This is a genomic window from Caulobacter sp. GW821-FHT10E02 (genome assembly GCF_059415225.1).
Map to the genome: position 1 here is coordinate 1,001,724 of NZ_JBWKMV010000001.1, position 20,984 is coordinate 1,022,707.

A 20,984-nucleotide genomic window follows, 5' to 3' on the forward strand; every position below is an offset into this window, starting at 1 on the left:
CGCACTAGGCGAGGGTAACGTGCTGGCCGTCCCGCAGCAGCGGGATGGCGTTGCGGCGCAGGTGGTTGGTGCCGGGATTGATGATCGCTTCCGGTGAATACTGGGCCAGATAGACCCGGCGCATCTTGGTCGTGCTGTTGGCGCCGGTCGCATGCAGAACACGGCTGGAGAACACCACGACGCTGCCGGCTGGGACCTCGACGGTGACGCCCTCTTCTGGGCCGGTCCAGCCGACCAGGTCGTTGCTGCCGTCCTGCTTGGTGTGGGGCAGGACGCCCTCGCGGCTCTCCGGGATTTGCGAGAAAGGCAGCAGACGGACGGTGCCGTTCTCGATCGTGGCGTCGTCCAGCGGGCACCAGCAGGTCAGGTAGGGCTTGTGGGCAGGCGGCCCGCCATAGTGGTTCACGTAGCCGCTGTCCTGGTGCCAGGCGAACGGCATGCCGCCGCTGGGGCCTTTGACGACGTACTGGTCGAAGAAGAAATAGACGTCGTCGCCCAGGGTGGCGCGGCAGATCTCCGCCATGGTCTCGCCGAACAGTATCTCGCGCAGCTTGGGCTGCTCGCGCTGGCACTCGTTGGCGAAATAGCGCTTACCGCGGTGGGTGATGCCGATGGTGTCGACGCCCAGTTCGTCCATCCGGGCGTCCTCGCGGGCGACGAAGCTGTCGCACTGCTCGCGCAGCATATCCAGCATCGGACCGACCAGGGCCTTCTCGAAGACCGCATAGCCTTCGCGGGCGAACTGCTCGCGCTGTTGTTCGTACATCCGTGGACCTCCCGGCTCTTCTTGAGGGGGAGGGTCGACCCGCCAGGCCATAGGATCAAATCGAATTGATTGCCCGGCTCATTTGAAAATCCTATGGATAGCCGATGCGCATGCGCCAGGTGGAAGCGTTTCGGGCGGTGATGGCCAGTGGCGGGGTGACCGCCGCGGCGACGATGATGAGCGTCAGCCAGCCCTCGGTCAGCCGGCTGATCGCCGACCTGGAGGCTTCGGTCGGCTTCCAGCTGTTCGAGCGGCGCGGCGGGCGGGTCATCCCGACCGCCCAGGCCGAGGCGCTGTACGACGCCGTCCAGCGCAGCTTCACGGGCCTCGACCTGCTGGACCAGGCCGCGCGCCGCATCCGCGCCCATCCGGTTGGCACGATCCGCGTCGCCTCGCTGTCGGCCATCGCCGTTGGGGTGTTGCCGCCGGTGATCGCCGACTTCAACGCCCGCTATCCGGACATCAAGATCACGGTCGAGTCCCTGGGCCAGCGCGGCGTGGTCGACCGGGTGTTCCTCGGTCAGGCCGATATCGGGCTGGCGGTCGAGGCTCCGGCGCGCACGGGCGTGGTCAGCACGCCGCTGGTCGAAGCCGAATATGTCTGCATCCTGCCTGCCGGCCACCGCCTGGCGACCCGAGCGCACATCGATGTCGGCGACCTGGATGGCGAGGCCTTCATCGGCCCGATGCACGAGGCCGAGGCCCTGTGGTTCGGCCTCGACCACGCTTTGGAGGAGCGCAAGGTCGAACTGCACCGGCGGCTGGAGACCCAGCATTCGTTCCCGGCCTATGCCTATGTCGAGGCGGGCCTGGGGGTCACGGTGGCCGAGCCGTTCTCGGCTCCGTTGTTCCACCGGCTTGGTGTCGTGGTCCGCCGCTTCCGCCCGACCCTGAAGGTGGCCTTCGCCTTGCTGGAACCGGAGATCGGGCCGTCGCCGCCGGTGATCGCCGAGTTCCGCGCTGCCGTAGCGGTGGCGGCGCAGGCTCGGGTCGCGGCCGCTCTGGAGCTGGCTAACCGCTCATAGCATTGACGCATGGGCCGCCGCGCTTTTGCGATTGGACCTATGGTCGGCTCCGGCGTCTCCTGAGCTTTCGGGAGGGCGCGATGCCGAAGTTGAAAGTCTACCAGTCGCTGTGGGCCATGGACGGGCTGCCAGGCGTCGATCTCGACCACAACGTCGAGGACGCGCTGGATCGCATCGTCGCGGCGGGCTTCGACGGCGTCGGGGTCAACCTGTTCCACACGGCCCGCGCCGAGGCGACGGCGCGGCGAATGGCTGAGACGGGTCTGTCCTGGGAGGCTCAGGCGCTGGTCCGCGACGCCGACCAATTGGCCCACTACCTCGATCAGGCGCTCGCTCTGGGCGGCGCCAGTCACGTCAACATCCAGGTTGCCAATGTCGCCGCGAGCGTTGGTGAAGCCATCGACCTGATGGTCTCTTTGCTGGCGGTCTCGAAGGGCTATCCCATCCCGGTCTTCTACGAGACCCATCGCGGCCGGGTGCTCAACGACCTCTTCTGGACGTTAGACATCCTGGCGGCTCTGCCGGACCTGACCCTGACCGGCGACCTCTCGCACTACGTCACCGCCCACGAGATGGACCTGCCGCCGGCCCCGCATATGGCCGAGCTTATCGAGTGCATCCTGGCGCGCTGCGGCGCCTTCCACCTGCGTATTGCGGGGCCAAACCAGGTCCAGCTGCCTGTCGAAGCTGCGACTAGCGTCGGCTGGCGTGCGGTGTTCGAGGGTTGGTGGGGGCAGGGGATCGACCACTGGCGCGCCCGGGCCGGCGAGGGCGACGTCCTGCCGATCCTCTGCGAACTGGGCCCGCCGCCCTATGCGATCACTGATCCGGAAGGCCGCGAGCTGACCGACCGCTGGACCGAGGCGCTGGCGCTGAAGACGATGATCCAGAAGTTGTTCTCGCCGGCGCTTTGACCCCAGTCTCGCAGGCGGGAGGACGAGTCGAACGTGATCGATCTGGGCGAGTACGACTACATCGTCGTCGGGGCGGGCTCCGCCGGCTGCCTGCTGGCCAACAGGCTGTCGGCCGATCCGTCGATCAAGGTCCTGCTGCTGGAGGCCGGCGGTCAGGACGACTGGATCTGGTTCCACATCCCGGTCGGCTACCTCTATGCGATCGGCCATCCGCGCGCCGACTGGCTGTTCGAGACGACCGCCCAGCCGGGTCTCGACGGCCGCGTGTTGGCCTATCCGCGCGGCAAGGTGATCGGCGGCTCCTCGGCGATCAACGCCATGATCTACATGCGCGGCCAGGCGCAGGACTATGACGGCTGGCGCCAGCGCGGCCTGACCGGTTGGGGCTGGTCCGACGTGCTGCCCTATTTCCTGCGCCACGAGGACCACATCGCGCCGCAGGGCGATCACCACCGATCCGGCGGCGAGTACCGCGTCGAGCATCCGCGCGTGCGCTGGGACGTGCTGGACGCTATCCGCCATGCAGGCGAAGAAGCCGGCGTCCCGCGCATCGACGACTTCAACGGCGGCGACAACGCCGGCTCGTCCTACTTCCAGGTCAACCAGCGCGCCGGCCGCCGCTGGAGCACCGCCACGGCCTTCCTCAAGCCGGTCCTGAAACGCGCCAACCTGCGCCTGGAGAAGGGCGTCGAGGTCGAGCGGTTGGCGTTCGACGGCAAGCGGGTGACCGGCCTGCGTGCCCGGCGTGGTGGCCAGGCCATGAGCGCCCGCGCTAGGGGCGAGGTGATCCTGGCGGCCGGGGCGGTGGGGTCGCCGGTGATCTTGCAACGCTCGGGTATCGGCGATGCGGAAGCTCTGAAGCGCGTAGGCGTGGAGCCGTGCCACCACCTGCCCGGCGTCGGGGCCAACCTGCAGGACCACTTGCAAATCCGGCCGGTCTACAAGGTCAGCGGCGTGCGGACCCTCAACACCGACTACGCCAATCTCGCTCGGCGCTTGGGCATGGGCGTCGACTACGCGCTGCGCCGGTCAGGGCCGCTGACCATGGCTCCATCGCAGCTCGGCATGTTCTGTCGCTCCGACCCGCGCCTGGCGACGCCGGACCTGGAGTTCCACTTCCAGCCGCTGAGCCTGGATAAGTGGGGCGACGGCCTGCACCGGTTCGGCGCGGTCACCGCCAGCGTCTGCAACCTGCGTCCCACCAGCCGGGGCAGCGTCAGCCTGTCCGGGCCCGACCTTGCCGATCGCCCGCTGATCGATCCGCGCTACCTGACCACGGAGGCCGACCGCGAGGTCGCCGTCGCCTCCCTGCGCTGGGCCCGCCGGATCATGGGGCAGCCCGCCTTGGCCGCCTATGCGCCGCAGGAGTTCCGACCCGGTCCGGAGGCCGACACCGACGCGGACTTGCTGACTGCCGCCAAAGCCCTGGCTACGACGATCTTCCATCCGGTCGGCACGGCCGCCATGGGGCTGGCCGACGACCTGATGGCGGTGCTGGACGAGCGCCTGCGCGTGCGCGGCCTCGACGGTCTACGTGTGGTCGACGCCTCGGTCATGCCGACCATCACCTCGGGCAACACCAACGCCCCGACGGTGATGATCGCCGAGAAGGGCGCGGCGATGATCCTGGAGGATCGCCTTACATCGCCTTGAATTTGTGACGGAAAGCGTCGCTGATCCGCACCGGTTCGGCGACGCCTTTCAGCCAGGCCTGGAGGCGGCCGTCCTCGTCGGGCTTCACCTGGCGGATCGCCGCGACGCGGACGATGGCGTTGCGGTGGACGCGCCAGAAGATCTCGGGATCCAGCTGCTCGGCCAGGTCCTTCAGCGGCGTGCGGATGTGGGCGCCCTCCGAGGCCGTGACCACGCGCGTGTACTTGTCCTCGGACTGGAAGCAGACGACGTCGTCGATGGCGATCATCTTGACGACGTCGCCGAGGCTGGCGGTGATCCAGCTGATCGCCCGCTTCGGCGCCAGTTGACCGGAAAGGGCCTGCGCCAAGGCCGCCATGTCGATCTTCGGTGCGGTCCGGCGGGCTCGCAGCCGCGCCACGGTCTCGGCCAGGCGGTCGGCGCGGATGGGCTTGAGCAGATAGTCCACGGCCCCGGCCTCGAAGGCCTTCACGGCGAACTCGTCATAGGCGGTGACGAACACGACCTGGGCCGCCTCCGGCGCCTGTCGCGCCACCTCCAGGCCGGTGAGGCCGGGCATGCGGATATCGAGGAAAGCGATGTCCGGCGTCCGGGCGGTCCAGGCCTCCAGCGCCTCAAGGCCGTCCTCGCACTCGGCGATGACCGTCAGCTCGGGCCAGAGCTCGGCCAGCATGGCCCGCAGCTCCTGGCGCTGCGGGGCCTCGTCCTCGGCGATCAGGGCGGTGATCATGACGCGACCGGTACGTGGATGCGGGCGCTGACGCCGCCTTCGGGACGCGAGGTGACGTCCAGGCCGGCGCGGTCGCCAAACAGGCTCTGGAGCTGAGCGCGGACATTGGCCAGGCCCAGGCCGGGGGTCATGCCGGGCGTCAGGCCCGCGCCGTCGTCCTCGACCGTCACGGTCAGGGTGTCGCCGTCGAGCCGGGCGCGGAGGACGATCTCGCCGGGGCCGGGCTTGGGCTCGACGCCGTGGGTGACGGCGTTCTCGACCAGGGTCAGCAGGATCAGCGGCGGGAACGGCAGGGCGCGGACGGCAGGATCGGCTTCGACCCGCACCGACAGGCGTCCGGCCATGCGCACGCGCATCAGGTCGAGATAGCCCAGGCACAGGTCGATCTGGCGATCCAGGGTGGCGTCCTCGACCCGATCCTCGCGCAGGCGAGGCAGGGCGGCGCGCAGGTAGTCGGCCAGGGCGTCGATGGTCTGGGCGGCGCGGGCGGGCTCGCTGGCGATCAGCGAACGCACCGAGGCCAGGGTGTTGAACAGGAAGTGCGGCTCGACCTGGGCCTGGAGCACGGCCAGGCGGGTGTCGGCGGCGCTGCGTTCAGCGCGCAGGGTCTCCAGCTGGCGCTGGGTCGCGTACTGGGCCAGGCGTCGGCGCTCACCCAGATAGTAGATCGTCGCCAGCCCGCCGCCGGCGAACACCCAGACGAACACCGAGGTGTCGATGCTGGTGCGCAGGACCTGCGAGAAGACCTTGGCGAAGACCCCGACCTTCATCGAGCGGTCGGCATAGGCCTCCATCAGATGGTCGTGATAGTGCGACGCCCAACTCATGGCGACGAGGCCGATCCAGAGGCCCAGGCCAATGGCGGCGATCACCAGCACGCGCTCCAAGATCACCGGCGGACGGAGGTGGCGGACCAGGGTCGCCAGCGCTGGGCCGGTGGTGACGGTGAGCAGGCCCGCCAGACACGCGCGCCAGGCCAGCGGCGGCCAGTCGCTCCACACGCCCATGCTGGAGGCGTGATAGGCCGCGAAGGCCGAGCCGGCGAACAGCGCCAGCGGCCAGAACAGGATTCCCCGCCGCAGCAGCCACGGCCAGGTGAAGGTCCGGAAGCTCTGGTACAGCGTCCAGCCGCCCAGGTCGGACAGCACGCCACGCGGCAATCGGGTGCGGAGATCGTCGTCGAGGCTGGCCATGCCGCCAAGCTAGCAAAGCTCGCGCGCCCGCGCACGGCGGCCCATCCCGTCCTGGGCCGTTTCGTCGGACGAGGGACGGTTTCGTCGCGCTGACGGTCACGCTGTCCGCGCCGCCCCTATGCCTGGCTTAACCGGAGAAGGGGAACGACGATGCGACAGCGGGTTCTGGCGATGGCCGTGGCGGCCGTGCTGATGGCGGGCGGGGCTCAGGCCGCGCCGCGTGAAGTGGTGACGGTCTCGGCCGACTGGCTGAAGAGCCATCTGAAGGACCCAGACCTCGTGCTGCTACATGTCGGCGACGCCGACGAGTACAAGGCTGGCCACATCCCCGGCGCGCGCTTCGTCCGCCAGTCGGACCTCGCCGTGGACGCCGGTGGGCGCAGCCTGCAGATGCCGTCGGCCGAGGTGCTGCGTGGCAAGCTCCAGGCGTTGGGCGTCACCGACCGCTCAAAGGTTGTGGTCTATTTCGGTAGCGACTGGGTCTCGCCGGCGACGCGGGTGCTGTTCACCTTGCAGAGCGCGGGCCTGGGTGCGCGGGCCGATCTGCTGGACGGCGGCCTGACGGCATGGCGACGCCAGGGCGGGGCGGTGACGACCGAGGCGGTCCCAGCGGCCAAGCCGGGCGCGCTGGCGACGATCCAGCTGCGGCCAACGGTGGTCGACGCCGACTATGTCCGCGCCAATGCCGGCAAGCCGGGCTACGCCCTGATCGATGCGCGCGCCCAGATGTTCTACGACGGGCTGATGCCGTCGGGCGCGCATGGCCACATGAAGCGTGGTCACATCCCCGGCGCGCGCAGCCTGCCGTTCACCAGCATCACCAATGACAACCTGACCGTGAAGCGTCCGGACGACTTGCTGGCCCTGTTCCAGAAGGCTGGCGTCAGGCCGGGCGACAAGGCCATCGTCTACTGCCACATCGGCCAGCAAGGCACGGCGGTGATGCTGGCGGCTCGCGCCGCCGGGGTCGAGGCGGTACTCTATGACGGCTCGTTCGAGGACTGGTCGATGCGCGACCTGCCGGTCGAGAAATGACCCCGCGTCATTACGCCGATCCGTATCTGGCGGGCATGGGCCTGGGGCTCGTGCTGCTCGCGTGCTTCGCGCTGAGCGGGCAGGGCCTGGGCGCGTCTGGCGCCTTCGCCAGCGTCGCCAGCCATGTGGCCGGAGTGGTCAGCAAGAACAGCTGGGTGGAAGGCTATCTCCATGGCGGATCGTGGATGCTCGTCGAGGTCGGCGGGCTGATCGTCGGCGCCGGGCTGTCGGCCTGGTTGGCCGGACGGCTGGCGGTGACCAAGGCGCCGAGCGGACGGTTCGCCTCTTCGCTGACCGGCGGCGTCCTGATGGGCGTCGGGGCGGCGCTGGCGCGGGGCTGCACCAGCGGCCTGGCGCTCAGCGGCGGCGCGCTGCTGAGCGTCGGGGCCTGGGTGTTCATGCTCGCCCTGTTCGCCGGCGGCTTCCTGGCCGCGCCGCTGCTGCGGAGGCTGTGGGCATGAGCGACCTCCTTGTCGCGGCCGCCATCGGCGTCGCGTTCGGCTGGACCCTGGAGCGCGCCGGTCTCGGCGATCCGCCCAAGCTGGCCGGGCAGTTCTACCTGCGCGACTTCACCGTGCTGAAGGTGATGATGAGCGCCCTGGTCACCGCCATGCTGGGAGCCTTCTGGCTGGACCAGCTGGGTCTGATCGATCTTGGCCGGTTCTACGTGCCCGAGACCTTCCTGCTGCCGCAGCTGGTCGGTGGTCTGGTCTTCGGCCTCGGCTTCGTGCTGAGCGGCCTGTGTCCCGGCACGTCCTGCGTGGCCCTGGCGAGCGGGCGCGGCGAGGGGGCGGCGACCGTGCTGGGCCTGCTGGTCGGCATGCTGGTGATGGGCTTGGCCTTTCCAAGCCTGGAGGCCTTCTACGGCGCGACGCCGATGGGGGCGATGACCCTGCCGCGCCTCACGGGCCTGCCCTATGGCGTGGTGGTCGCGGGGATCACCGTGGCCTGCGTCGGCCTGTTGGGCGCGATCGGGCGCTGGGAGGCGCGGCGATGAGCACGACCCGCCGCCTGGGCCTCGGCGCGCTGGCCCTTGGCCTGCTGGCGCCGTTCGCCGGAAGCCCGCAACGCACTTCTGGCTCCCTCGACTTCGACGCCATCGCCCGCGCCATAGACGACGGCTCCGACCACGTCAGCGCGCGCCAACTGGCGACCTGGATCCGAGCCCGCAAGCCCGGCTTGCGCGTCATCGACGTCCGCGGCGCCAAGGCCTTCGCCGACGACGCCATCCCGACGGCCGAGAACCTGCCGATCGATCGGCTGGTGCGCACGGCGTTCAAGCCCGGTGAGACCGTGGTGCTCTATTCGCAGGAAGGCGCGCACGCCGGCCAGGCCTGGGTGCTGCTGAAGGCCTTGGGCGTTGCCGACGTGGTCTTCGTCCCCGGCGGTCTCGCCGACTGGTGGGAGGAGGTCATGACCCCGGTGCTGCCGGCCGACATGCCCGCCGCCGACCGCGACGCCGCCGCCGATCTCAGCCGCTATTTCGGCGGCTTCCCGCAGGTGGGCGTGGCCAACGGCGAACCGACCACGGCCAAGACCTATCGGAGGCGCGGATGCTAGCCCGCCAAGCCGAGACCACGCCGGCGTTCGATTTCGAGGCCTTCCGCGCCCAGGAGTTCGGGCGGCTGGATGCGGCCGGTATCGCCTATCTCGACTACACCGCCGCCGCCCTCTACGGCGCGTCCCAGGCACGGGACCATGCGGCGCGTCTGGCGGCGGGGGTGTTCGGCAATCCGCACTCCGAGCACCTGGCGTCGCGCAACAGCGCCGAGGTCATGGACGCCGCCCGCGCCGCGACCCTGGCCTTCTTCGACGCCGACCCGGCGGTCTACGAGGTCTGCTTCACCGCCAACGCCACGGCGGCCATCAAGCTGGTCGCCGAGAGCTATCCGTTCGCGCGCGATCGCGGACTGGTGCTGAGCGCCGACAACCACAACTCGGTCAATGGGATACGGGAATATGCTCGCCGAGCTTCCGCGCCCGTCGAGATACTGCCGTTGGACGCCGAACTGCGGCTCGATCGGGGCGAGGAGCACCTGCGGGCCGTGCGCGCTCCTGGCCTGCTGGCCTTCCCGCAGCAGTCGAACTTCTCCGGCGTTCGGCATGATCTCGGACTGATAGACACCGCCCACGCTCTGGGCTTCGACGTCTTGATAGACGCTGCTTCGGCCGGCGCTTGTGGTGGCCTCAGCCTGCGCCGCCACTCAGCCGAGTTCGTGGCGTGCTCGTTCTACAAGCTGTTCGGCCTGCCGACCGGCGTCGGCGCCCTGATCGCCCGGAAGTCAGCTCTAGCGCGGCTGCGGCGACCGTGGTTCGCGGGCGGGACCGTGGACTTCGTCTCGGTCGAGCATGGCCGCCATGCGCTGCGAACGGGTCACGAGGGCTTCGAGGACGGGACGCCGAACTATCTCGACCTAGCGGCGCTGGAGTCCGGGTTCGCGTTCTTGGACCAGATCCCGCGCGCGGCGCTGCAGGCGCATGTCGTCGGGCTGACCCAGCGGTTCCTGGACGGCACCGGCTCGCTTCGCCACCCGAGTGGCGCGCCCAAGGTCCGTCTCTACGGTTCCCAGACCCTGGAAGGACGCGGCGGTACGGTGGCCTTCAACCTGCTCTGCGCCGACGGACAGGTCGTGGCCTACGAAGAGGTCGAGCGCGCGGCGCGGGACCATGGCGTCGCGATCCGGGGCGGCTGTTTCTGCAATCCGGGGGCGGCGGAGAAGGCCTTCGGCTTCGAAGACCTACCGCTAGCCGCGTCCCTGGACGCGCTGGAAGGGCGGTTCAGCATCCCGGCGCTGCGGGATCGGCTGGGCGGCGCGGCCGTCGGCGCCCTGCGGCTGTCGGTCGGTGCGCCGACGATCGACGCTGACCTGGACCGCGCGCTGTCGTTCATCGAGACCTTCAGGTGAACGACAGCGCGCTGGCCTCAGGCCCTAGTAACGGGCGCGGACGTTGAACAGCACGCGGCGCGGCTCGCCCCAGTAGCCGCCGTTGAAGTAGCCGACGTTGCGATAGTACTTCTCGTCGAACAGGTTGGTGGCGTTGACCCCGACGCTGATCTTGTCGGTGACGGCGTAGCGCAGCAGGGCGTCGGCCAGGACATAGCTGCCCTGCGTCACCCGCGTGGCGGCCAGGACGGGCGCGCCGGCGGTGGTGAAGCGGCCCGTCGGGGCCTGCATGTTCTGATAGACCTTGGTCTGCCAGCTGACGCCGCCGCCCAGCGTCCAGCGACCCAGCTTGTAGGTCGAGTTCAGTTTCAGCATGTGCAGCGGATTGACCGTGAACAGCCGCGCGCCCTTGGCGTCCTCGTTATAGGTGTAGGTATAGCCGCCGGTGACGCTCCAGCCCTTGGTGATCTCGCCGGAGACCTCGATCTCGGCCCCTTGGGTCTTTACGCCACTGACCGCGCGATAGGCCGTCGTGCCGTCCGGCAGGCTGTTGGGCAGCACGGTCGGGTCGATTTCGGCGACATTGTCCTGCTGCATGTAGAAGCCGTTCAGCGACGCATAGAGGCGCTTGTCGAAGAACTCGGCCTTGATCCCGTATTCCCAGTTGCCGCCGACCTTGGGGGCGATCTGCTCGAAGTCCTTGGTCTTCAGGTTCTGCGGCTGGAAGACGTCGGCATAGCTGACGAAGGCCGTCAGGTTGCCGGTCAGGTCGTAGAGTACGCCCAGATACGGCGCGATGCGGTTCTCGCCGTAGTTGGCGGTGGTGTTGACGTAGGCGCCGGTCGTGGCGCTGAAGTTGTCGGTGTGCACGTCCCAGTCGGTGAAGCGCGCGCCGGTGATCACCTTCAGGCGGTCGGTCGGGTTCAGACGCAGGGCGGCGTAGAGCCCGCCCTCGGTGGTGTTGGCGATGCTGCGCGGCTTGCCGGTGTTGGAGACGCCCGGTAGGCCGATGTCGCCGTTCCAGGTGAAGATGCTGGGGAAGGCGGTCAGGCTGTAGGGGCGGCTGGTGATGGCCGCGTTGAGGGTGCGCAGGTCGCGACTGAAGAAGTTGCCGCCGACCACCAGTTCGTGCGTGCGGCCGAAGGCTTCGAACGGACCCGAGGCATAGGCGTCGATCGCCTGCTCGCGCGTCTCTGTCACCGTGTAGGTGTCCGAGATGGTCAGGCCCAAGCCCGTGACCTTGTCGGCGAAGCCGCCGCTGTTGGAGCCGGCGAACAGCAGGCTCTCGGTGTCGGTCGAGCGGTTGTTGTAGGCCACGCGGCCGACCCAGCCGCCGCCGAAGTCGTGCTCCAGCACGGCGAAGGCGTTGATGCTCTCGCGCTCCCAGCGGTTCCACTTGGCGCCGGCGCTGTACGAGCGAGGCAGCTCGGCCTTGGTCCCATCGCGGAAGAAGAGCGGCGCGGCGCTCCAGGCCCCGCCCTGCGAGTCCGTGCGCAGGTAGTCGGCGCCGATCCGCAGGCGGGTGCTGTCGGTCAGGTCGGCCTCGACCACGCCGTACAGGCTGGGCGACGTGTCGTGCTGGAAGCGGACATAGGAGTCGCGGTCGGTATAGGCGCCGACCAGGCGGCCGCGGATCTTGCCGTTCAGCGCGATTGGGCCCGAGACGTCGACCTCGGCCCGGCGGTAGTCCCACGAACCGGCCGACAGGCTGGTGCTGGCGCGGAAGTCCTCGGTCGGGCGCTTGCGGACCATGTTGATCGTCGCCGACGGATCGCCCGCGCCGGTGACCAGGCCTGTGGCCCCGCGCACGACCTCGATGCGCTCGTAGATCGAGGTGTCGGACAGCACCGAATTGCCGCCGGCCCCGGTGGCGTACTGGGTCGGCACGCCGTCGAACTGGAAGTTGGTGATGGCGAAGCCGCGCGCGTTGAACAGCACGCGGTTGGAATCGTACTGCTGGACATTGACGCCCGGGGTCTGGGCGAAGACCTCGGTCACGGTGATCAGGTTGAAGTCCTCGATCCGTTGGCGGGTGAAGACCGTCAGGGACTGGGGCGTCTCGCGCAGGGTCAGCGGCAGCTTGGTCGCGGTGTTGGTGCCCTTGACCTGGTAGCCCTCGGTGCGGCCGGTCACCAGCACGCTGTCGACAGTGGTGTCTTCGGCGGTCTGGGCGTGAGCGGCGGAGGTGAGCGCCAGGAGGGCGGCGCTGGCGAGGAGGGCGGTGCGAGCGGACAAGGCTTAGGTATCCTTTGGTTCGAAAGGTGCGAGAAGAGCTTGGAATTTCAGGGTTTTCGGCGCGGGGCCGCGTAGGTCAGGGCCAACAGCACCGGCGCGGCGCCGGCGGTCAGGAAGCCCAGCCAGTAGATCGGGCCGTAGGCTGGTCCCCAAGCGATGATCGAGGCGACTAGGGCCAGTATCAGGGCCAAGGTCCCGGCTAACTGAAGCCGCCGCTTGCGGGCTTTAGCAGGACGGGCGCCGGCCACCGCGTGGTGGTGACGATCCATAGCGAGGGCCAGGGCCGCGAAGCCCGCGAGGGAGAGGAGGAGGGCCAGCAGGGTCATCCGCGCGCCTCGGCCAACTGGGCGGGAGCGGCGTTCTTGGCCTTCTGCTTGGCTTGCGAGCGGGCCACGCGCCAGGCGATCAGCAGGAAACTCGCGCCGGTGGCTAGCAGGCCCAGCTCCATACCGACCAACGCGCCGTCGCCGGCCTTCAGGCTGTCGATCAGGCCTCGGGCGGTGGCGGCCTGATCGAAGACCGGCAGCAACACCAGCGCGATCCCGGTCAGGCTCAACTGCTCGATCCAGCCTCGACGCGGGGCGCGGACGAAGGCGTGGAGCAGCGTGGCGGCCCAGGTCAGGAACATGGCGTGGACCTCCCAGTCCGCGCGGTGGGCCATGCCAACGGGCAAGAGGCGGTTGGCCCATAGGAAGCCGGTCATGGCTAGAGGCAGGCCGGCCACCGCGCCGATGTTCAGCCGCTCGACCAGCCAGAAACCGAAATGGCGCGTATTGCCCAGCTTGGCGCGACGCTTGGCGGTCCATAGGACCAAGCCAGAGGCGACCATGGCCGTGCCCGCGACGCCCGACAGGAAGAACAGCCAGCGCAGGGTCATCGGCGCGAAGCGGCCGGCGTGGATGCCGATCATGCCGCCGCGCGTGATCATGCCGGCCGAGGTCGGCGCGACGCTGCTGCGGACCTTGCCGGTCACGCCGTCGAAGACGATCTCCCAACGGCCATCGACCAGCTTGTCGGACGCGCGGCGGGTCAGGACGATGCGGGCGGCCTTGTCGCCCGGATTGTCGATGCGGATGATCCCCGGCTGGCCGCCATCCCAAGTCTTGGCCGCCGTCGCCAGCACCGGTCCGATGTCGGTCAGCGGCGCGGCCTCGCCCTTGGGCTTGGGCGCCTTGGTGCGCGGCGCGCTCTCGGCGTAGTAGGCGGTCTTGGTCGGGTAGTTGGCCGTCACGCCGAAGGGCACATAGATCACCATCAGGGTGACCAAGCCCGTGTAGGTGATCATGGCGTGGAACGGCAGGGCCAGCACCGCCAGGGCGTTGTGGCCGTCCAGCCAACTACGCTGACCCTTGCCCGGCCGGAAGGTGAAGAAGTCGGCGAAGATCTTCTTGTGGGTGATGACGCCGCTGATGATCGCCACCAGCATGAACATCGAGCAGAAGCCGACCACCCAGCGGCCCCAGATCGCGGGCATGTACCGAAGGTCGAAATGCAGCCGATAGAAGACGTCGCCGCCCTCGGTGTCGCGGGCGATCACGGGCTTGCCGTCCGGGGCGATGGTCGTGGCGGTCGGATCGGCGGCGCCGGGACGCAGCGGTTTGGGCTTGCCCTTCGCCTTCCAGGTGGTCTCCGCGCCGCTGGCCCGTTCGTCGGGCAGGACGATCTGCCAGGAGGCGGCCTTCGGCGCCGTGGCCTGCAGGTGAGCAACCGCGCCGCGCGCCACGGTCTCCAGGTTCTGGGTGGCGGCGATCTCGGGGCGCGCCCAGCGGGTCAGCTCCTCACGCCAGTAGCTGACCGCGCCGTTGAGGAAGATCAGGTACAGCACCCAGCCGACCAGCAGGCCGGTCCAGGTGTGCAGGCCCGCCTGCGATTGCCGAAAGCCTTGCTTCATGCGGCCAGCACCGCGCCGAGCCACGCGAGGCCGCCGATGGCTAGCAGGACGGCGCCCGCGCGCAAGGCGCTGGACGCGGCGAACACCCACACCACCAGGGCCGCATAGATTCCAAACGCCGCGATGGTCGACCACAGGGTGGCGTCGAGGCGGGCGGCGGGGATCGTCCGGGCCAGCAGCATGGTGCAGGCGGCCATCACGAAATAGGCCCCCGGAATGGCCAGCACCACCCGAGCGGCCAGGTCCAAGCCCCTTGGCCAGCCGCCTTGCTTCCGTCCTTGAACGACACCCGTCGCCATACGCCTGACACCCCCGCGGCAGCGCCGCTTTGATTTCAGGCTCGCCTAGCGTTATTGATAGTCAGTCGCAACGATGAGGCCGGGCTTTGGCCCGATCGCTGAACATATCGACCCGTTCGCGACTGCCGCGCGCGCCGATCCGCGGCTGATATCGATCGCCAGTTGTCCTCAGAGATTCCGTGTCCTCTCCCGATCCCACCGAACCGCCGATCGACCAGAGCAGCGCCGACTACCCGCCCGTGCGGCCGGTCATCGGCTTCTACGGCCGCCAGCCCACCGGCTATTACGACCCGCCACACGTCCACGACCGCGCCCAGTTCTCGTACCGGCTGGAAGGCGTGGCTGCGGTGCGGGCAGGGGATGCGGCCATCGTGTTGCCGCCGGGCCGCGGGGTCTGGATCCCGGCCGGCATGCGTCACGAGGTCAGCTGCCGGGGCCCCGCCGCCTACAACGTCCTCTATGTGACGACGCAAGCCAGCCCGCAGCCTGACGACCTGCGGGTGATCGACATCAGCCCGTTTCTCCACGCCCTGGTCGAGGAGTTCCTGACCTTCGACGCGCGCTATGACGACGCCGGCCGGGAAGGCGACATCGTCCGCTTGATGCTGGGCGAGATCACCCGCGCGCCGCCCTCGACCGACGCCGGACCGCGCCTGCCGACCGATCCGCGCCTGCAACGGGTCTGTACCGCCCTGCGCAAGGACCCGGCCGACCCCAACGACATCGACGCCTGGGCCGCCGAGGCCAGCATGAGCCGCCGGACCTTCACCCGCAATTTCCGCCTGGAGACTGGGATGAGCTTCGTCGCCTGGCGCCAGCAGCTGCGCATGACCCAGGCCGCCGCCTTGCTGGCCACGGGGCAGTCGGCCACCCAGGTGGCCCAGGTCCTGGGCTTCTCGTCGCTCAGCGCCTTCGCGACGTTGTTCCAGAAGTCGTTCGGCATCTCACCAGGACGCTATGCGGAGCAACTGGAGCCCGGCCGACGGAGCGCGCTGCGGCGACCTTAGGCTGGTCTTGTCCGCCCGCGTCGAAGCAAGCATCCTGGGCCGATGACGACCAGCACGCCCACCGCCGCGGAATTGACCGTGCTCCAGGTCCTCTGGCGCGAAGGGCCCTCGACGGTCCGGGCCGTGCACGACCTCGTCCATGGCGGCAGCGAGGTGGGCTACACCACGACCTTGAAGACGATGCAGAACATGTTGGCCAAGCAGCTGGTGACCCGCGTCGCCGACAGTCGTCAGCACGTCTACGCCGCCGCCGCCGACCAGCGCCCAACGCTGAACCATCTGGTGCGCGGCTGGATCGACACCGCCTTCGCCGGCTCGTCCCTGGCCCTGGCCATGCAGGCCCTCGACGCCCGGCCGGCCGCGCCCGGCGAGCTGGAAGAGCTCAAGGCGTTGATCGCCCGGCTGGAAGCCGAGAGCGCCGAATGACCGACTTCACCCTCAGCTATCTGGCGCGGCTGGCCAGCTGGGGGATCGCGGCGGCGCTGGTCCAGGGCGGGTTGCTCTGGCTGTCCTGGCGGGTCTGGGATCGAAGGACGCGTCACCTGTCGGCGCGGGTTCGCTACAACCTGCTGAGTGGCCACCTCGTGGCCTTGCTGCTCCTTCCGGTGCTGACCGTGCTGGTCCTGCACGCTGGCTTCGCGGGGATGGGGCCGGAGATTTCTCGCAGTAAGCCGCCGCAACCGCTCGCCGCGCCACTGATTGGTGCGCCGGTCATCATCGTCGGAGTCTGGCTGGCGGGGATCGGCGCGATGGTCTGGCGGCTGGGCGCCCAGCTGCGAGCCCTCGACCGCCTGGCGCTCATGCGGCCGCCGTTTGGCCTGACACGGGCTGTGCGCGGCTTGTGGGGGAGCAAGCTGACCGTGAGGGTGGCCGAGGTCCCCAGCCCCTTCGTGATCGGCGCGGCGCGTCCGGTGCTGATCGCGCCGCGTGGCCTGGAGGCGCGTCTTGCGCCCGCCGAGCGGGATGCGGTGCTGCTGCACGAGCTGGCCCATGTCGAGCGTCGGGACTACGCCTGGAACCTAGTCCTGCGCGTCGGGCTGGCGCTGGTCTGGTTCAATCCGTTCGCCTGGCGGCTCTATCGGAACCTGGCCGAGGAGCGGGAGGCGGCCTGCGACGCCTTGGCCGTGGCCTGGGGCGCATCGCCGATCGCCCTGGCGCGGGCGCTGGTCCGGCTGGCCGAGACGGCGCCGACCGCGCCGCAGGTCGCCATGCTGCTGTCGGCCCAGGGCGCGCTGACGTCGCGCATCCACCGCCTGCTGGAACCCGCGCCGGCTGCGAACGGTGGAGTCCTCGCGGTGGTCGCTGTGACCGCGCTCTGCCTCGCGGGGCCGGTGCTGGGCGGGGTAGGCCGCATCGATCGCGCCATGGCCGACGTCTATGTCGCCAGCGCCTTTGGTCCCGTCGTCCGCATCCAAGCTCGCGATCCCGCCGGCCCGTTCGCGCTGAAGATCCGCCAGGGCCGGGTGATCGAGGCTTCGGTCCAAGGCGCGCCTTCGCGCGTCGTGCAGGTCGGGCAATCCGTGACCCTGCTGGGCACGCGCGCGCCCAGCCTGTCCCTACACGTGTCACCCCACGGCGTAGTGACCTGGGAAGCCCGTCGAAAGGGCTGATTGACAAATACGATCGACGTCGTAGTTCTTGTCTACGATTTCCATCGTAGGGGGGGCGAGCATGCGCGCGATCGGCTTGAGCGGGGCGGTACTGGCGGCGGCCTTGGCCGCATCTCCGGCGAAGGCGCAGGTCGATCCCGCTGGCGCGGCGCGGACCTTCGCCGAGGCCAAGGCCATCTGCGAGCGCGATGGCGGGGCGCTGTGGGGCCACACGCTGTGCGGACCGATCCTGCTGGTCGAGCCGGCTACGCGGGACATCATCGCCAACCAGGCTGACGCCGAGGGGCGTCTGAAGCCTTCCGGCGCGACCTATGTCGGTCGGCTGCCGGACGGCGAACTGATCGCCAACACCTCGGTCAAATGGTCCGGGACCCTGTGGTCGCAGCTGCTGTGGCCGCTGCCCGAGGATGCCGAGGCGCGGCAGGTGATGCTGGCGCACGAGATGTTCCACCGCGTCCAGACGACGCTGGGCATGGTGCGCGACGACGGCGACAACGGCCATCTTGATACGTTGGAGGGCCGCTATCTCCTGCAACTCGAATGGCGCGCCCTGGCCGAGGCCCTGACCGCTAAGGCGGCTCGCCAGAAGCGCGAGGCGACCGGTGACGCCCTGCTGTTCCGCCAGGAGCGCTATCGCCTGTTCCCCAAGGCCGCCGTGGCCGAAGGGGCGCTAGAAGCCAATGAGGGCGTGGCCGAATATACCGGCGTGAAGCTGGGCCTGACCACGCCGGACGCCCGCACCGCCTTCGCCGTTCGCGACCTTTCGGCCTTCGTCGGCGCGCCCAGCTTCGTGCGCTCGTTCGCCTATGCGACGGGGCCAGCCTACGGCCTGCTGCTTGACCAGGCCGACCCGGACTGGAAGCGCAAGGTGATCTCCGGCGCCCGGTTCGACACCGTGCTGGCGGCGGCTTTGAAGATGCCGACGACCGACGCCTCGGCCGTGACCAAGCGCGCGGCGGTCTACGACGCCGACCGCGCCTTGCGCACGAGCGAAGAAGCGCGCGAGGCGGCGCGGCTGGCTCGGGCGGCGGAGATGAAGGCGCGCCTGGTCGATGGCCCCGTGCTGCTGCTGCCGCTGAAGGCCGCTGGCTACCAGTTCAATCCGCAGACCCTGATGGCGCTGGCGCCCCACGGTACGGTCTATCCGACCGTGCGCCTCAGCGGCCCCTGGGGCGTGCTGGAGGTCAAGAGCGGCGGGGCGCTGTTCGACAAGACGCGCGGCATGGCGGCGGTGGCCGCGCCGAGCCTGGATGTCGCCCATCCGGCCGGGGAGGGCTGGACCCTGACCCTGAAGCCGGGCTGGTCGATCCAGCCGGGCTCGCGGCCTGGCGACTATGCCGTCGTCGCCAACCAGCCCTAGTTAGGGCTGTTCCGACAGGGCGTAGATCCGCTCCATTTCGACCCAGGTCTGGCCCGGGGCGAAGGGCAGGGACTTTTGGAAGGTGCGCATCAGCGCGTCCCAGGCCTGGACGTCGGGATTGGCGGCGTCGCGGTCGGCCTTGGCGGCCGGATCGTACTGGTCGCCCTGTTCCAGGATCATGAACATCCGGTCGCCGACCAGCCAGATCTCCAGCTCGCGTACGTCGTCGGCGCGGATCGCCTCGGTGACGGCTGCGGGCGGCCCGCCGGCTTCGTGCCAGGCGCGGTAGCGCGCGATCGAGACGGGGTCGTCGTACAAGTCGACCGCGAAGCATCGACGGACAGTCTTGCTCATTTCCACCTCGACAAGCCCGTTGACGGGATCGGCGTGACGCCTATAAACATCATACATATTATCTTATAGAGATCGTTGCCGGGGAGGCAAGGCGTGCCCGAGTTGTATGGACGGAGTCTGAGCCGACGCACGCTAGCCGAACATACCGGTTCGCTGTCGCAGTTCGCCGGTGTCCGCCTCTCGACCCTGGGCGACGGCGTCGAGCGCGGCGTGCGGCAGCTGGAATTCCGTACCGGCACGGGTCTGCGTTTCACCGTCCTGGTCGACCGGGCCATGGACATCGCCGAGTGCGAGCACAACGGTCGCGCGGTCGGCTGGCACTCGCCGTCGGGCTTCCGCCATCCGGGCCTGCACGAATACGAGGGGGAGGGCGGCCTCTCGTGGTTCCGGTCGTTCTCGGGCCTGATGGTCACCTGCGGCCTGGACCACGTGCTGTTCATGCACGACGACCCGGCGGGCCACTATTTCTACGACCCCAAGAAGACGGTCAGTTCGTCGCTGCACGGCCGCGTCGGCACGATCCCCGCGCGCCTGACCGGCTATGGCGAACGCTGGGAGGGTGATGAGTGCATCCTGTGGGCCGAGGGCGTCGTCCAGCAGTCGACGGTGTTCGGCGAGGACCTGCACCTGATCCGCCGTATCGAGGCGACCGTCGGCTCCGACGAGATCCGCCTGCACGATCGGGTGGTCAATCACGGCTTCTACAAGACGCCGCACATGTACTGCTACCACATCAATGTCGGCTATCCGGTGCTGGCCGAGGGCTCGCGCTATGTGGCCCCGATCCGCGACGTGGTCTGGGCCGCCCATGCAGGCGAGGACTACCAGAAGCAGGGCGTCGGCTACCGCACGCTGTCGGCGCCGATCCGCAACTTCCACGAACAGGTCTGGCAGCACGACATGGCCCCCGACGCCGAGGGCAAGGTCAATGTCGCCCTGGTCAACGAGGCCTTGGGTTTCGGCTTCGAGGTCCAGACCCTGAAGTCGCAGTTCCCGGCCATGTACGAGTGGCAGAACCTGCACGCCGGCCACTACGCCCTGGGTATCGAGCCCTCGACCAACCACGTGCTGGGCAAGGACTTCGCCCGCGAGCGCGGTGAGCTGATCGAGCTCGAGCACGGCGAGGAGCGCCGCTACGACAGCGTCTTCCGCATCCTGCCCGACGCCGCGGCGGTGTCCGAAGCCGTGACCCGCATCGAAGGTATCGCCCGCCAGCCGGCAGAGGACTATCCCGCGCCGTCCGGCGTCTATCCCGCCATCGGGGGGCGCTGAGATGGAGGGCAAGGTCGTCCTCTACACGGGCGCTGCTGGGGGTCTCGGTCAGCAGACCACGCTGCAGCTGATGGAACGCGGTGCGACCGTCGTCGCCATCGACAACGACCCGGTCAAGGTCGAGGTGTTGAAGGCCGCCGCCGAGGGCGTGGCCACCGGCAAGCTGATCGTCTCGACCTCGGACCTCTCCGACCTGGAGGGCTTCCGCGCCGACCTACGCGCGTTGTTGGCGCAGGTCGGCGGCTTTGACGTGGTGATCAACAACGCCGCCATCTACCCGTCGCGGCCGTTCGAAGAGTACACGATCGAGGACCACCAGATGGTCCAGCGGGTCAATGTCGACGCGGCGATCGTGGCGGTGCAGGAGGCCTTGCCGGCCATGCGCGCCAAGGACTTTGGCCGCATCGTCAACATCTCCAGCATCACTATCTCGGGCGAGTGGGCGAACTTGTCGCCCTATGTCGCGTCCAAAGGCGCGCTGATCGGCCTGACGCGGGCCTGGGCGCGCGAGTTCGGGCCGTACGGGATCACCGTCAACGCCATCGCCCCTGGCGCCTTCCCGACCGACGCCGAGAAGATCCATCCCGATCCCGAGGGCTACACCCGCCACGTCCTCGACAGCCAGGCCATCAAGCGCCGCGGCCATGTCGGCGACATCGCCCACGCCATCGCCTTCTTCGCCGCCGACGCGGCGGGCTTCATCACCGGCCAGACGCTGCACGTGAACGGCGGCTGGGTGATGAGCTGATCCAGCC

Annotated in this window: 22 protein-coding genes; 14 read left to right on the plus strand and 8 right to left on the minus strand. The window is 69.2% G+C overall.

The annotated features are described in order from the left end of the window. Window positions 1-4: 4 nt before the first annotated feature. Window positions 5-766 carry a phytanoyl-CoA dioxygenase family protein gene (locus tag AC07NI_RS04475; RefSeq protein ID WP_494616481.1) on the minus strand — a complete coding sequence of 254 codons (762 nt, stop codon included), beginning with the start codon at window positions 764-766 and terminating at the stop codon, window positions 5-7. Between the two features lie 104 nt (window positions 767-870). Here AC07NI_RS04475 and AC07NI_RS04480 point away from each other — a divergent pair, with 104 nt between their 5' ends. The 3 genes from AC07NI_RS04480 to AC07NI_RS04490 all read left to right on the plus strand — a co-directional run bounded on the left by AC07NI_RS04480 (window position 871) and on the right by AC07NI_RS04490 (window position 4,358). Continuing rightward, a complete protein-coding gene (locus AC07NI_RS04480) occupies window positions 871-1,791 on the plus strand; it encodes a LysR substrate-binding domain-containing protein (RefSeq protein ID WP_494616482.1) in 921 nt (306 codons plus the stop codon). Window positions 1,792-1,871: 80 nt separating this feature from the next. Next, on the plus strand, window positions 1,872-2,705 hold the full coding sequence (locus AC07NI_RS04485) for a sugar phosphate isomerase/epimerase family protein (protein WP_494616484.1): 834 nt from the start codon (window positions 1,872-1,874) through the stop codon (window positions 2,703-2,705). A gap of 33 nt (window positions 2,706-2,738) precedes the next feature. After that, window positions 2,739-4,358: a GMC family oxidoreductase gene (locus AC07NI_RS04490; protein ID WP_494616485.1), complete on the plus strand. Its 1,620-nt coding sequence runs from the start codon at window positions 2,739-2,741 to the stop codon at window positions 4,356-4,358. On the opposite strand, the gene AC07NI_RS04495 is transcribed toward AC07NI_RS04490, so the two are convergent. Beyond that, window positions 4,345-5,088, minus strand: a complete 744-nt coding sequence (locus AC07NI_RS04495) for a LytR/AlgR family response regulator transcription factor (RefSeq protein ID WP_494616486.1) — start codon at window positions 5,086-5,088, stop codon at window positions 4,345-4,347. The two genes, AC07NI_RS04490 and AC07NI_RS04495, sit on opposite strands and share 14 nt — an antisense overlap. Next, window positions 5,085-6,281: a sensor histidine kinase gene (locus tag AC07NI_RS04500; protein ID WP_494616487.1), complete on the minus strand. Its 1,197-nt coding sequence runs from the start codon at window positions 6,279-6,281 to the stop codon at window positions 5,085-5,087. The genes AC07NI_RS04495 and AC07NI_RS04500 overlap by 4 nt, the downstream gene beginning before the upstream one ends. Window positions 6,282-6,431: 150 nt before the next feature. Here AC07NI_RS04500 and AC07NI_RS04505 point away from each other — a divergent pair, with 150 nt between their 5' ends. Genes AC07NI_RS04505 through AC07NI_RS04525 form a run of 5 tightly spaced genes read left to right on the plus strand, consistent with a single transcriptional unit; the run spans window position 6,432 to window position 10,222 of the window. Next, entirely contained in the window at window positions 6,432-7,316 is an 885-nt protein-coding gene (locus tag AC07NI_RS04505) for a sulfurtransferase (protein WP_494616488.1), read from the plus strand. Next, window positions 7,313-7,777, plus strand: coding sequence for a YeeE/YedE thiosulfate transporter family protein (locus AC07NI_RS04510; RefSeq protein WP_494616489.1), 465 nt, complete (start codon window positions 7,313-7,315; stop codon window positions 7,775-7,777). Before AC07NI_RS04505 ends, AC07NI_RS04510 begins: the two co-directional genes overlap by 4 nt. Beyond that, window positions 7,774-8,313, plus strand: a complete 540-nt coding sequence (locus AC07NI_RS04515) for a YeeE/YedE thiosulfate transporter family protein (protein ID WP_494616490.1) — start codon at window positions 7,774-7,776, stop codon at window positions 8,311-8,313. Before AC07NI_RS04510 ends, AC07NI_RS04515 begins: the two co-directional genes overlap by 4 nt. After that, window positions 8,310-8,876: a rhodanese-like domain-containing protein gene (locus AC07NI_RS04520; protein ID WP_494616491.1), complete on the plus strand. Its 567-nt coding sequence runs from the start codon at window positions 8,310-8,312 to the stop codon at window positions 8,874-8,876. The genes AC07NI_RS04515 and AC07NI_RS04520 overlap by 4 nt, the downstream gene beginning before the upstream one ends. After that, window positions 8,870-10,222: an aminotransferase class V-fold PLP-dependent enzyme gene (locus AC07NI_RS04525; RefSeq protein WP_494616492.1), complete on the plus strand. Its 1,353-nt coding sequence runs from the start codon at window positions 8,870-8,872 to the stop codon at window positions 10,220-10,222. Before AC07NI_RS04520 ends, AC07NI_RS04525 begins: the two co-directional genes overlap by 7 nt. Window positions 10,223-10,246: 24 nt before the next feature. On the opposite strand, the gene AC07NI_RS04530 is transcribed toward AC07NI_RS04525, so the two are convergent. Genes AC07NI_RS04530 through AC07NI_RS04545 form a run of 4 tightly spaced genes read right to left on the minus strand, consistent with a single transcriptional unit; the run spans window position 10,247 to window position 14,575 of the window. Beyond that, window positions 10,247-12,436, minus strand: a complete 2,190-nt coding sequence (locus AC07NI_RS04530) for a TonB-dependent siderophore receptor (protein WP_494616493.1) — start codon at window positions 12,434-12,436, stop codon at window positions 10,247-10,249. Between the two features lie 47 nt (window positions 12,437-12,483). Beyond that, on the minus strand, window positions 12,484-12,762 hold the full coding sequence (locus AC07NI_RS04535; protein WP_494616494.1) for a DUF3325 domain-containing protein: 279 nt from the start codon (window positions 12,760-12,762) through the stop codon (window positions 12,484-12,486). Next, window positions 12,759-14,327, minus strand: a complete 1,569-nt coding sequence (locus tag AC07NI_RS04540) for a PepSY-associated TM helix domain-containing protein (protein ID WP_494616495.1) — start codon at window positions 14,325-14,327, stop codon at window positions 12,759-12,761. Before AC07NI_RS04540 ends, AC07NI_RS04535 begins: the two co-directional genes overlap by 4 nt. Then, window positions 14,324-14,575, minus strand: a complete 252-nt coding sequence (locus AC07NI_RS04545; protein WP_494616496.1) for a hypothetical protein — start codon at window positions 14,573-14,575, stop codon at window positions 14,324-14,326. Before AC07NI_RS04545 ends, AC07NI_RS04540 begins: the two co-directional genes overlap by 4 nt. Before the next feature lie 230 nt (window positions 14,576-14,805). Between AC07NI_RS04545 and AC07NI_RS04550 the strand changes: the two genes are divergently transcribed. The 4 genes from AC07NI_RS04550 (at window position 14,806) to AC07NI_RS04565 (ending at window position 18,603) form a co-directional block, all read left to right on the plus strand. Continuing rightward, window positions 14,806-15,633 (plus strand): AraC family transcriptional regulator, encoded by an 828-nt coding sequence (locus AC07NI_RS04550; protein WP_494616497.1) that lies wholly within the window; start codon window positions 14,806-14,808, stop codon window positions 15,631-15,633. A gap of 42 nt (window positions 15,634-15,675) precedes the next feature. After that, entirely contained in the window at window positions 15,676-16,059 is a 384-nt protein-coding gene (locus AC07NI_RS04555) for a BlaI/MecI/CopY family transcriptional regulator (protein ID WP_494616498.1), read from the plus strand. Next, window positions 16,056-17,243: a M56 family metallopeptidase gene (locus tag AC07NI_RS04560; protein WP_494616499.1), complete on the plus strand. Its 1,188-nt coding sequence runs from the start codon at window positions 16,056-16,058 to the stop codon at window positions 17,241-17,243. The genes AC07NI_RS04555 and AC07NI_RS04560 overlap by 4 nt, the downstream gene beginning before the upstream one ends. 61 nt (window positions 17,244-17,304) lie before the next feature. Beyond that, the gene (locus AC07NI_RS04565) at window positions 17,305-18,603 is read left to right on the plus strand and encodes a hypothetical protein (protein ID WP_494616500.1); all 1,299 of its coding nucleotides are present in this window, start codon (window positions 17,305-17,307) and stop codon (window positions 18,601-18,603) included. Here AC07NI_RS04565 and AC07NI_RS04570 read toward each other — a convergent pair whose 3' ends face one another. After that, the gene (locus tag AC07NI_RS04570; protein WP_494616501.1) at window positions 18,604-18,957 is read right to left on the minus strand and encodes an L-rhamnose mutarotase; all 354 of its coding nucleotides are present in this window, start codon (window positions 18,955-18,957) and stop codon (window positions 18,604-18,606) included. A 93-nt stretch (window positions 18,958-19,050) separates the two neighbouring features. Between AC07NI_RS04570 and AC07NI_RS04575 the strand changes: the two genes are divergently transcribed. Both AC07NI_RS04575 and AC07NI_RS04580 read left to right on the plus strand, forming a co-directional pair. Beyond that, complete coding sequence (locus AC07NI_RS04575) at window positions 19,051-20,229, plus strand: aldose 1-epimerase family protein (protein WP_494616502.1); 1,179 nt, start codon at window positions 19,051-19,053, stop codon at window positions 20,227-20,229. Window position 20,230: 1 nt separating this feature from the next. After that, the gene (locus AC07NI_RS04580) at window positions 20,231-20,977 is read left to right on the plus strand and encodes an SDR family NAD(P)-dependent oxidoreductase (RefSeq protein WP_494616503.1); all 747 of its coding nucleotides are present in this window, start codon (window positions 20,231-20,233) and stop codon (window positions 20,975-20,977) included. The last annotated feature ends 7 nt before the right edge of the window (window positions 20,978-20,984 follow it).

Coding starts and splice junctions, on each gene's coding strand:
- AC07NI_RS04475 (WP_494616481.1), bottom strand. CDS start 766: ATGTACGAACAACAGCGCGAGCAGTTCGCCCGCGAAGGCTATGCGGTC.
- AC07NI_RS04480 (WP_494616482.1), top strand. CDS start 871: ATGCGCATGCGCCAGGTGGAAGCGTTTCGGGCGGTGATGGCCAGTGGC.
- AC07NI_RS04485 (WP_494616484.1), top strand. CDS start 1,872: ATGCCGAAGTTGAAAGTCTACCAGTCGCTGTGGGCCATGGACGGGCTG.
- AC07NI_RS04495 (WP_494616486.1), bottom strand. CDS start 5,088: ATGATCACCGCCCTGATCGCCGAGGACGAGGCCCCGCAGCGCCAGGAG.
- AC07NI_RS04500 (WP_494616487.1), bottom strand. CDS start 6,281: ATGGCCAGCCTCGACGACGATCTCCGCACCCGATTGCCGCGTGGCGTG.
- AC07NI_RS04505 (WP_494616488.1), top strand. CDS start 6,432: ATGCGACAGCGGGTTCTGGCGATGGCCGTGGCGGCCGTGCTGATGGCG.
- AC07NI_RS04510 (WP_494616489.1), top strand. CDS start 7,313: ATGACCCCGCGTCATTACGCCGATCCGTATCTGGCGGGCATGGGCCTG.
- AC07NI_RS04515 (WP_494616490.1), top strand. CDS start 7,774: ATGAGCGACCTCCTTGTCGCGGCCGCCATCGGCGTCGCGTTCGGCTGG.
- AC07NI_RS04520 (WP_494616491.1), top strand. CDS start 8,310: ATGAGCACGACCCGCCGCCTGGGCCTCGGCGCGCTGGCCCTTGGCCTG.
- AC07NI_RS04525 (WP_494616492.1), top strand. CDS start 8,870: ATGCTAGCCCGCCAAGCCGAGACCACGCCGGCGTTCGATTTCGAGGCC.
- AC07NI_RS04535 (WP_494616494.1), bottom strand. CDS start 12,762: ATGACCCTGCTGGCCCTCCTCCTCTCCCTCGCGGGCTTCGCGGCCCTG.
- AC07NI_RS04540 (WP_494616495.1), bottom strand. CDS start 14,327: ATGAAGCAAGGCTTTCGGCAATCGCAGGCGGGCCTGCACACCTGGACC.
- AC07NI_RS04555 (WP_494616498.1), top strand. CDS start 15,676: ATGACGACCAGCACGCCCACCGCCGCGGAATTGACCGTGCTCCAGGTC.
- AC07NI_RS04560 (WP_494616499.1), top strand. CDS start 16,056: ATGACCGACTTCACCCTCAGCTATCTGGCGCGGCTGGCCAGCTGGGGG.
- AC07NI_RS04565 (WP_494616500.1), top strand. CDS start 17,305: ATGCGCGCGATCGGCTTGAGCGGGGCGGTACTGGCGGCGGCCTTGGCC.
- AC07NI_RS04570 (WP_494616501.1), bottom strand. CDS start 18,957: ATGAGCAAGACTGTCCGTCGATGCTTCGCGGTCGACTTGTACGACGAC.
- AC07NI_RS04580 (WP_494616503.1), top strand. CDS start 20,231: ATGGAGGGCAAGGTCGTCCTCTACACGGGCGCTGCTGGGGGTCTCGGT.